We start from the raw sequence: 10254 nt of genomic DNA on the forward strand, positions 1-10254 counted from the left end.
TGAAATGAAAGTGAATATATCAATCGGCAAAAGTGCTACAACCGATTGTTATCATTTTAATATTAGTCAAGGAAGAGCAGTGTCATTACTCTTCCATTATGAGAAGGATTATTGATGTTTAAATAACATGTGGCCCATTTTCTCAGCTTTAATATCGAGATAATGAGCATTACTTGGATTGCGACCAACAATTAATGGCACACGTTCAACGACATTAATACCTGCTTCACGCATGATATTTATTTTCTTTGGATTATTAGTTAATAATCGAACCTCATTAATACCTAATAACTTATACATATCAGAGCAGAGCGTAAAGTCGCGTTCATCCGCTTTGAAGCCTAGTTTGAGATTGGCTTCTACGGTGTCTAGACCTTGATCTTGCAAGGCATAAGCACGAATTTTATTAAGTAGGCCGATATTACGACCCTCTTGGCGATGATAGAGCAGTACGCCTCGACCTTCTTTGCTGATCTGAGACAGTGCCGCTTCTAATTGGAAGCCACAATCACAGCGTAAACTGAATAATGCATCTCCGGTTAAGCATTCCGAGTGGATCCGACTGAGAACAGGCTCTGGACCTGAAATATCGCCAAAAATCAGTGCGACATGGTCACGACCTGTTGCGATTTCCTCAAACCCTACCATTAAAAATTCGCCGAAAGGAGTTGGTAATTTGGCTTCGGCAACGCGTTTTAGCTGCATATTTTCATTCATTAGTTGAGATAACTCTTGCTTAATTAATAACGTTAATCGATAAAAATATTGCTTATCGATACTATATGACATCTAGCATATAGCGCAGACATTTATTTGCACACAGTCCACTATGCATTACTATAACAGAGTTAATCATTTGTGAATCTAATTTTATTGATTCGAACAGTCAACTGACATGGATAGCATAAAATGAATAAATCAATTTACCCGATATTAGTCTTTGCTGTTTTATTAATCATACCTCCTACAGCGTTACTGATGGTAGGGTGGAGTTGGCTGCCGTCTCAGAATGTAGAATCAGTTAAATGGTTATTTTGGCTAACAGAAACGGCTGGTCTCCCTTATAGTCTGATAACCTCTATCGTATTATTAGCCTTGGCCCTTTATATCTGTAAACCAAAGTTGAAAAGTGTCCTTCAATGGGTTGTTATTGTTGTATGCTGTATTTTGGTAGGACAAGGGATCAAAAGCGTTGTTAAGAATAGTTTCCAAGAGCCACGCCCATATGTGGTTTGGCTAGAAAAAGAATATGGGCTTTCAGCGACAGAATTTTATGACTTAAAAAGAAAGCAGCGAGCAGACGTTATCAAACAAACCGTTAAACAAAGTGATCAGGTTCCTTCATGGTTACGCAAACATTGGCAAGCGGAAACTGGCTACTCATTTCCTTCTGGGCATGTGCTATTTGCGGCAGGCTGGGCACTTTTATTGATTGGATTATTTTGGCAGCGTCGTCAATATGCACTTGCCATCGTGCTGGCGGTATGGGCGGAAGCTATCGTATTTAGTCGGTTATTATTAGGGATGCATTGGCCTTCAGATGCAATCGCTTCTATTATCATTAGTGCAATTTTGGCGATGATTGCGTGTACGCTCTTAAGGGATAAAACACCCAATTTGAGTGAAAGTAAAAACATGTAGGTTAAATAAGGTTCAATATACATTAACAAAGTGGGCGTATAAGATAAATTACTTTGTCTGAGTGCGCCAGAAATGCTACCTTATCAGGTAGATAATTTGTTTTCATAAGAACGGATAACGGGAAAGAATGTGAAATATTTTCTGATATTATTACTAGCTGTGGTTATTTTTATTATTTCAATCACGCTAGGCTCAAGCAATAATCAGGTTATTACATTTAACTACCTGATTGCACAAGGAGATTTTGCATTATCTTCACTTTTAGCCTCTTTGTTTGGTGTCGGCTTTGTACTGGGTTGGTTAGTTGCAGGGCTATTTTATCTGCGTGCTGTGGTGAGCTTGAAAAATGCACGCCGTAAAATTAGACGTCTTGAATCACAATTGAGTGTGGATGATAAAACCATCTCTGAATCTACAGAAGTTGTGGCTCAAAAGAGCAAGGAATAATCTTGTATGTTTGAGTTGCTGTTTCTGTTGTTACCTGTCGCCGCTGCATACGGCTGGTATATGGGGCGTCGAAGCGCTCAACAAGACAAGCAGCAACATGCTAACCGCCTGTCACGTGATTATGTTACGGGCGTTAACTTTCTTTTATCAAATCAGCAAGACAAAGCGGTTGATTTATTCCTTGATATGCTCAAGGAAGACAGTTCCGCCTTTGAAGCGCATTTAACCTTAGGTAATTTATTTCGTTCACGTGGTGAAGTTGAACGAGCCATCCGTATTCATCAGTCACTTGTTGAAAGTGCCGCATTATCCTTTGAACAACGCTTATTAGCCACGCAACAACTCGGTCGTGATTATATGGCCGCAGGGGTTTACGATCGTGCTGAAAATATGTTCCAGCAATTGACGGATGAGGTGGATTTTAAGCAAAGTGCACTACAGTCATTATTGGCGATTTTTCAATTAACCAGTGATTGGACGAAAGCAATCGAAACGGCGACTAAGTTAGTTAAATTGGGTAATGAAGAGTTACGCGAAAATATTGCGCATTTTTATTGTGAATTAGCCAATCAACACTTAGGCAGTGACGATCTTGATGGGGCTTTAAGTCTTCTGAATAAAGCCGAACAGGCGGATAAAAATTGTGCCCGTGTTTCAATTATGAAAGGGCGAATTTTTATCGAGCAGGAACATTACGACAAAGCTATCAATGTTCTTAAACAAGTTTACGAACAAGATAGAGAGCTGGTGGCTGAAACTTTACCTTTACTTTATGATTGCTATCAACAAATCGCAGATATGGATGCTTGGGAAGTGTATCTACGCCAATGTGTTGCGGGTAATACGGGGGCAGTCGCTGAACTGTATCTCGCCGACATTATTGTTGAGAAGCAAAGTCATGAAGCCGCCGCAAGTTATATTAACGATCAGATTCAACGTCACCCAACAATGCGGTTATTTTATCGTTTGATGGATTACCATTTAAAAGAAGCAGAAGAAGGGCGAGCAAAAGAGAGCCTGATTTTGCTGCGGAAAATGGTCGGGGAACAAATTAGAACCAAACCTGACTATCGTTGCCACAAATGTGGTTTTACTTCGCATTCATTATATTGGCACTGCCCGTCTTGTCGTTCATGGGACACCATTAAGCCAATTCGTGGTTTAGATGGGCAGTGACAGCGTCACTTTATTACCAAATATGATTAAGGCTACTACTAAATGATTTCTTCAACTGAGAACCACGCTCGCGTATCTACTCACTCGCCAGTTATTGTTGCGCTCGATTATGAAGATGCAAACGCGGCATTGGCATTTGTTGACCTTATTGATCCGCGTGAATGTCGTTTGAAAGTCGGTAAAGAGATGTTTACCTTCAATGGCCCTCAATTTGTGAAATCACTACACCAACGTGGTTTTGATGTATTTCTCGATTTAAAATTTCACGATATTCCTAATACGGTTGCGCGTGCGGTTGGGGCAGCAGCAGAAATGGGCGTTTGGATGGTTAACGTTCATGCTGGTGGTGGCAGCCGTATGATGGAAGCGGCTCGTCAGGCATTAGAGCCTTATGGAAAAGAGGCGCCATTATTAACAGCGGTCACTGTTTTAACCAGTATGGATCAATCCGATCTGACTGGCATTGGTATTAATGCTACGCCAGCTGAGCATGCTGAACGTTTAGCTTTATTGACAAAAGCATGTGGCTTAGATGGTGTGGTGTGTTCAGCACATGAAGCTGCAAGACTGAAATCATTGTGTGGTGATGATTTTAAATTAGTGACACCAGGTATTCGCCCAATTGGTAGTGATGTTGGGGATCAGCGCCGTATCATGACACCTCAAGAAGCATTAAAAGTCGGGGTTGATTATATGGTTATCGGCCGTCCTATTACGCGTAGTGATAACCCTGCACTCACATTAAAGCAGATCAACCAATCTATTAAGGATTGTGCATGAAGGATACAAATAGCCGTTTAGTGTATAGCACGGATATCGGTCGCATCGAAGAGGAAAAACCGAAAGCACAACGCCCAAAAGGAGATGGTATTGTCAGGATCCGCCGTGAAACATCGGGTCGCAAAGGCAAGGGCGTTTGCGTGGTGACAGGACTCGATCTTGAAGATGATGCACTGGCTAAATTGGCCGCGGAATTAAAGAAAAAATGTGGTTGCGGTGGCTCAGTAAAAGATGGTGATATTGAAATTCAGGGTGATAAGAGAGAGCTGATTAAGCAACTTCTTGAAGCAAAAGGTTATCAAGTGAAGTTAGCGGGTGGATAACACAATATAGGATAAGGGGGGCATCCCCCCTTATCCATAGATTTATTTTCCGACTTGGTTACCAATAATCCCACCAACTGCAGCGCCACCAACCGTTCCCAGTGCACTACCGCCCGTTAGGATAGCACCGCCTACAGCACCTACGCCAGCACCTACAGCCGTATTCTTATCTCGCTTTGACATATTAGAGCATGCGCTAACGCTTATTGCGATAAGGGTTGCAAGTGTGAATGTCATAATGCGTTTACTTGTCGTGTTCATTTTAGTGACTCCGAGTTTTAAGGACGCTACCAAATTATCACAATCAGTAATTATACGAATCAGAATTATCGGGAATTAATGTATATAAAAAGCGACAATATATCTGAGTGGAACTCATTAAGAAGGAAAAGTAAGAAACAATATGCTACTGCTAAAACCAGTAGCATATTTATTATAGCATCAAAAGTAATTATGCGGCAGGGCGAGCAACAATATTGCGAGTTTCCATACGTACTTCAGCGATATTAACATTAATAATATCGTTGAGTTTGTATGCGGGTTCGCCTTTGATTAACACGCTACCTGTTTCTTGGCTGCACTGGATCTCATCGCGTACAGCGTGTAAGAACGGCGCTGGAATAAAGGCTACGGCACCATTGTCGGTTAACCTCACTCGTACACCACCACGTGTGATATCGATAATTTCCGCAGGGAATGCCTTGTCTGTACCTTCGAAAGGTTTTAAAAAGCGCGCATATAACCAATCACCAACATCACGTTCAGCCATGCGATTGGCTCGGCGACGCTCCGCTAATTTAATCGATAACTCTTCTGTCGGTTTATCAGTTGAGGGTTTACCCGCAATAACCGATTTAAGTAGACGATGGTTAACAATATCCGTGTATTTACGGATTGGTGATGTCCACGTTGCGTAAGCCTCAAAACCTAATCCAAAGTGAGGGCCGGGTTCGCCTTTGACTTCTGCAAAGGTTTGGAATCGACGAATGCGGCTATCTAAGAATTGTGTCGGTTGTGCATCTAATTGGCGGCGTAGTTGGCGGAAACCTTCTAAGGTGAGCAGGGATTCGGCCGTTGTCTCAATACCATGCTCTTTCAATGTTTGTACAACTTGCTCTATTTGTAATGGCTCAAAGCCCATATGAACGTTGAATACGCCAAAACCTAATGTGTTTTTGAGCTGTGTTGCGGCACACAAGTTAGCGGTGATCATCGCTTCTTCGACAATACGGTTTGCCGTACGGCGGCTTTCGACAACGATGTCAATAACATTCCCTTTGTCATCTAACAAGAAACGATAGTCAGGGCGATCTTTAAAGACTAACGCATTTTGTTGACGCCATTGATGACGCTTATCCGCCATTTCTTTCAGTAATTCAATCTGTTGCTGATCTGTATCATTAGTTGGTTGCCAGCTACCTGATTTTTCTAGCCAATCAGAAACTTCGTCATAAACCAGCTTTGATTTAGACTCAACCCATGCACTGAAAAACTGAATATCTTCAGCTAGGTTACCATCATCCAAAATGGTTGCGGCACACACTAATGCTGGACGGCGCTCATTTGGGCGTAAAGAGCAGAGGTTATCTGAAAGCTCACGAGGTAACATCGGAATATTAAAGCCAGGCAAGTAGTTCGTATAAGCGCGAGCTAAAGCGAGCTTATCTAATTCACTGCCTTCTTTGATATAACTGGTTGGATCCGCGATAGCGATATAAAGTTTTAAATGACCGTCTGCTGTTCTTTCAATATACAGAGCATCATCCATATCTTCTGTACTTGCACTGTCGATAGTCACGAAATGCAGGTCGGTAAGGTCAACACGCTCAATGCCTTCATCATCGCGTTCACTGTGAACCATTTGCGGCTCAGCACGATCAAGTTGATGACGACGTAAAGTGACCCACCAAGGGGCGAAATGGTCATTAGCATCGGTGATGTACTCAGTGATATCAGCGTAAAAACCTTTATCACCTTTTAAAGGATGGCGGCGCATCTGTGCAACAACCCAATCACCTTGAGCAAATTCATGGTCGATGTCTTTTACTGGGCGACAAGAAATAGCATCTTTTAGCAGTGGGTGATCAGGGATCACAAATAAGCGGTTGTCATTATCTTTCTTCTGAATGCGCCCGACAAAGCGGCTGAGAAAGGGTTCAACAAGTTCTTCTGGTTCAGCGAATTCACGGTCTTTGTCTGTATGAATGGCCGCGATAACGCGATCGCCATGCATCACTTTTTTCATTTGTGGAGGTGGAACAAAGTAGCTTTTTTGGCCATCTACTTCGAGAAAACCGAAACCTTTATCGGTGCTTTTTACCAATCCTTCAACGCGAGGCGTTTGGGAGTGCAGTTGCTGTTTAAGTTGCGCGAGCAATGGGTTGTCTTGGAACATACTTACCGTTTTTATGGAGGTTGAGTTTGGCTCCCATTGTTACGTAAGACAAAGTCTTAGAGCAAGAAAAAATTTGCATTGTGAACAAATAACTGGGAGCAGTGTAATGTTAATTCTCAGGGTACACCTTATCTTTAAATTCGCAGAGATCTTCAATAATACAAGACCCACAGCGCGGTTTGCGTGCGATACAGGTATAGCGACCATGTAAAATGAACCAATGATGGCAGTCGACTTTAAACTCTGTGGGAACGACTTTGAGAAGTTTTTCTTCGACTTCAACGACATTTTTACCTGGAGCAAAATTGGTACGATTACAAACTCGAAAAATATGCGTATCAACAGCAATGGTTGGCCAGCCAAAAGCCGTGTTTAACACCACATTTGCTGTTTTACGACCAACGCCGGGTAAGGCCTCTAAAGCTGCGCGATCTTCAGGAACTTGGCTATTATGCTTTTCAATTAAGATTTTGCAGGTTTTGATAACACTTTCAGCTTTAGTGTTAAACAGACCAATTGTTTTTATATACTCTTTGATACCATCGACGCCCAAAGCGAGCATGGCTTCAGGAGTATTAGCGACAGGATATAATTTGGCTGTTGCTTTATTAACGCTGACATCAGTCGCCTGTGCAGATAACAAAACCGCTATCAACAGCTCAAAAGGGGAGTTAAATTGTAACTCAGTTGTTGGATTGGGATTGTTATCGCGCAGGCGAGTCAATATCTCAATACGTTTTGATTTATTCATAGCTCACAATTAATCTTATCTAGAAATATGGCTGCCGCATCCTTGTTCTTTTTGGTATTCACGTTCAGGTTGTTGGCCCGATTTTAGGGCGGCTCGTTTTTTCATTTTCTCATCAATTAAATATTTGCCCGCAAGCATCAGGGCGAGGCCGATAAAGGCGCCCGGTGGCAGCATAGCGAGTAAAAATGGTGAGTCAAGGTGTAAAACCTCTATTCGCAATGATTTGGCCCATGATCCTAGTAGTAAATCCGCACCGTCAAACAGTGTGCCATTACCTAAAATCTCGCGCATAGCCCCTAAAACGAACAAGGCTGCCGTTGCACCTAACCCCATCGCAAGGCCATCAATAGCAGAAAGTGGTACAGGATTCCGTGAGGCATAAGCCTCAGCGCGACCAATTACAATACAGTTGGTCACAATCAGCGGAATAAATATGCCCAGCGATTCATATAGGCCAAACGCATAGGCGTTAATAAGCATCTGTACTGCACTAACGACAGAGGCAATGATCATAACATAAATAGGAATACGAATTTCAGCTGGTACCCAACGACGAAATGCGGATACGGCAACATTGGTACAGACCAGCACTAATGTTGTAGCAAGTCCTAACCCTAATGCATTGGTCGCTGTTGATGAAACAGCCAGTAATGGGCATAGGCCTAAAAGCTGTACAAGTGCCGAGTTGTTTTTCCATAAGCCCTGTACAAAAAGTTCTTTAGATTGACTCATAATTATTCAGCTCCACAAATAGGATAGCTAGAGAGATTTTGTGGTATTTTTTGCATAAAAACGGCGGTACGTTTGGTCGCATTAACAACCGCTCTTGGGGTTATGGTTGCCCCAGTAAATTGGTCAAAATCACCGCCATCTTTTTTAACCGCCCATTTGGGGTCATGGTCGGATTCAACTTTCCCTGTGAGCAAAGTGATCCAGTTTGAAATTCGTGTTTCAATTTTATCGCCGAGACCCGGTGTTTCATGATGCTCTGTCACTCTAACACCTAGCACATTACCATTAAAATCTGCACCGACTAAGAGATGTATTGCACCTGAATAGCCGTCGGGTGCTGTAGATTCAAGGGCGGCGGCAACAGGCTCACCATTCTTTCTCGCAATATATAACCGATGTGGTTGCTTGCTGCCTAGCTCAGCTTCTGCTCCGACTAAATAACACTCCTGCCCAAATGCATTATCATACAGGCTAGTTGGTACGACTTGGTCAAGTAGCTGTTTTTGTACGATCGCCGCTTGTTGTGCGATTGTCTCTTTCGTTAAGGTATAAACAGCCGCACTAAGTGCAGTTGTGCCGGCTGCAAAAATAGCCAAGATGGCTCCATGACGACGCATTGTGTTTAACATATAGGCTCCTTACTTATGTCCATGCCCGTATGCACGAGGTTGCGTATAATGGTCAATGAGAGGCACCGCAATATTAGTTAGTAGCACAGCGAAAGCGACAGCATCGGGATAACCACCGTAAACACGGATTAGCCACACTAATAAGCCAATCATTACACCATAAATCAAGCGGCCTTTTGGTGTCGTCGATGCCGTAACTGGATCTGTTGCAATAAAAAATGCCCCTAGCATAGTTGCGCCGGAGAGTAACTGTACTAGTGGTGGCGAGTAGCGACCATCATCTAATAACCAACTGACTACCGAACAGAATGCTAAGGTAGCAAGGAATGAAACAGGGATCTGCCAACTAATAATCCGACGGTTTAACATTATGAGGCCGCCGATTAAATAGGCAATATTGACCCATTGCCAACCAATACCCGCCAGAGAGCCTTGTAAAATTGGTTGCTGTAAAACATCAGAAATCGAATGGGTTAATAGCCCTGTTTTAAAGCTGTCTAATGGTGTTGCTTGGCTCATTCCATCGACACCCATTCGCAAGGCATCCAGCGTGATCCCCGTTGGAGTATGTCCAGTGAAGATAATTGAAAGGCTCTCTAGTGCATTGATATTAAGAGTCTGTAATTCAGAGGGCGGGAGCCAACTGGTCATTTGTACAGGAAAAGAAATTAGTAATACGACATAACCCACCATTGCAGGGTTAAATGGATTTTGCCCCAAACCACCATAACATTGTTTAGCAATGATCACGGCAAAGGCAGTTCCAAGAACGATCATCCACCAAGGTGCTAATGGCGGTAGACTCACACCCAGTAATAGCGCGGTAACAATGGCTGAATTATCTTTAAGAACGTTAATAACAGGCTTTTTACGTAAACGGATAGCGATGCCTTCTGTGATCACAGCAGCCAGCATGGCTAAAACAATTTGATAGAGAGTGCCAATACCAAAGAAGTAAATTTGTGCTGCAATACCCGGTATCGCAGCCAATAAAACCCAAAGCATAACAAGACTAGTGCTTTGGTTATCATGGGTAAATGGCGCGCTAGCGATTTTTAAACGACGGTTATTTGGATCAATAGGCCTAAATTTCATGGTGTTTAATCACTTACTCTATCATTGTTTGTTCGTTTTGTTTTTGAGCTTGTTTGGCTTTTACGCGAGCTATCGCCGCAGCAACCGCAACTTTACGAGGATCTGTTTCTTCTTCAATGGGTTGTTCAGCAGCAGGTGACAGCATTTCCTCCTCACTCACTTGAGCCTCAAGTTGTGCTTTCTCTTGGGCTGCTTTTTTCGCTTTAGCACGGGCAATAGCGGCAGCGACTGCGGCTTTACGCGGATCAATGTCGGCTGGCTCAGTTTCTGCCGTTGCAGGTTCAA

At 42.8% G+C, this 10254-nt stretch carries 12 protein-coding genes and 1 pseudogene; 5 read left to right on the forward strand and 8 right to left on the reverse strand.

Annotated features, from left to right (window positions below; genetic code table 11):
• Positions 1–108 precede the first annotated feature (108 nt).
• A complete protein-coding gene (gene ribA, locus PR699_RS05195) occupies positions 109–705 on the reverse strand; it encodes a GTP cyclohydrolase II (protein WP_014656044.1) in 597 nt (198 codons plus the stop codon).
• A gap of 204 nt (positions 706–909) precedes the next feature.
• Between ribA and pgpB the strand changes: the two genes are divergently transcribed.
• From pgpB to yciH, 5 genes are all read left to right on the forward strand, one after another.
• Positions 910–1641, forward strand: a complete 732-nt coding sequence (gene pgpB / locus PR699_RS05200) for a phosphatidylglycerophosphatase B (protein ID WP_014656043.1) — start codon at positions 910–912, stop codon at positions 1639–1641.
• 129 nt (positions 1642–1770) lie between these two features.
• Positions 1771–2088, forward strand: coding sequence for a LapA family protein (locus PR699_RS05205; protein ID WP_004920126.1), 318 nt, complete (start codon positions 1771–1773; stop codon positions 2086–2088).
• A gap of 6 nt (positions 2089–2094) precedes the next feature.
• Positions 2095–3264, forward strand: a complete 1170-nt coding sequence (lapB, locus tag PR699_RS05210; RefSeq protein ID WP_004920122.1) for a lipopolysaccharide assembly protein LapB — start codon at positions 2095–2097, stop codon at positions 3262–3264.
• 42 nt (positions 3265–3306) lie between these two features.
• Positions 3307–4044 (forward strand): orotidine-5'-phosphate decarboxylase, encoded by a 738-nt coding sequence (gene pyrF, locus PR699_RS05215; RefSeq protein WP_004920118.1) that lies wholly within the window; start codon positions 3307–3309, stop codon positions 4042–4044.
• Positions 4041–4367 (forward strand): stress response translation initiation inhibitor YciH, encoded by a 327-nt coding sequence (gene yciH / locus PR699_RS05220; RefSeq protein WP_004920116.1) that lies wholly within the window; start codon positions 4041–4043, stop codon positions 4365–4367. Before pyrF ends, yciH begins: the two co-directional genes overlap by 4 nt.
• A gap of 42 nt (positions 4368–4409) precedes the next feature.
• Here yciH and osmB read toward each other — a convergent pair whose 3' ends face one another.
• From osmB to PR699_RS05255, 7 genes and pseudogenes are all read right to left on the reverse strand, one after another.
• Positions 4410–4628, reverse strand: a complete 219-nt coding sequence (gene osmB / locus PR699_RS05225; RefSeq protein ID WP_004920113.1) for an osmotically-inducible lipoprotein OsmB — start codon at positions 4626–4628, stop codon at positions 4410–4412.
• 190 nt (positions 4629–4818) lie between these two features.
• Positions 4819–6762: an exoribonuclease II gene (locus tag PR699_RS05230; protein ID WP_014656042.1), complete on the reverse strand. Its 1944-nt coding sequence runs from the start codon at positions 6760–6762 to the stop codon at positions 4819–4821.
• 109 nt (positions 6763–6871) lie between these two features.
• Positions 6872–7513, reverse strand: coding sequence for an endonuclease III (gene nth, locus PR699_RS05235; RefSeq protein WP_014656041.1), 642 nt, complete (start codon positions 7511–7513; stop codon positions 6872–6874).
• A 15-nt stretch (positions 7514–7528) separates the two neighbouring features.
• Positions 7529–8245, reverse strand: coding sequence for an electron transport complex subunit E (locus PR699_RS05240; RefSeq protein ID WP_004920103.1), 717 nt, complete (start codon positions 8243–8245; stop codon positions 7529–7531).
• Positions 8246–8247: 2 nt separating this feature from the next.
• Positions 8248–8874 carry an electron transport complex subunit RsxG gene (gene rsxG, locus PR699_RS05245; RefSeq protein WP_004920100.1) on the reverse strand — a complete coding sequence of 209 codons (627 nt, stop codon included), beginning with the start codon at positions 8872–8874 and terminating at the stop codon, positions 8248–8250.
• 9 nt (positions 8875–8883) lie between these two features.
• Positions 8884–9969: an electron transport complex subunit RsxD gene (rsxD, locus tag PR699_RS05250; RefSeq protein ID WP_004920098.1), complete on the reverse strand. Its 1086-nt coding sequence runs from the start codon at positions 9967–9969 to the stop codon at positions 8884–8886.
• Between the two features lie 13 nt (positions 9970–9982).
• Positions 9983–10254: pseudogene (locus PR699_RS05255) on the reverse strand (electron transport complex subunit RsxC); the annotation flags it as partial.

This window comes from Providencia sp. PROV268 (assembly GCF_028477805.1).
GTDB classification, from domain to species: Bacteria; Pseudomonadota; Gammaproteobacteria; order Enterobacterales; family Enterobacteriaceae; genus Providencia; species Providencia stuartii.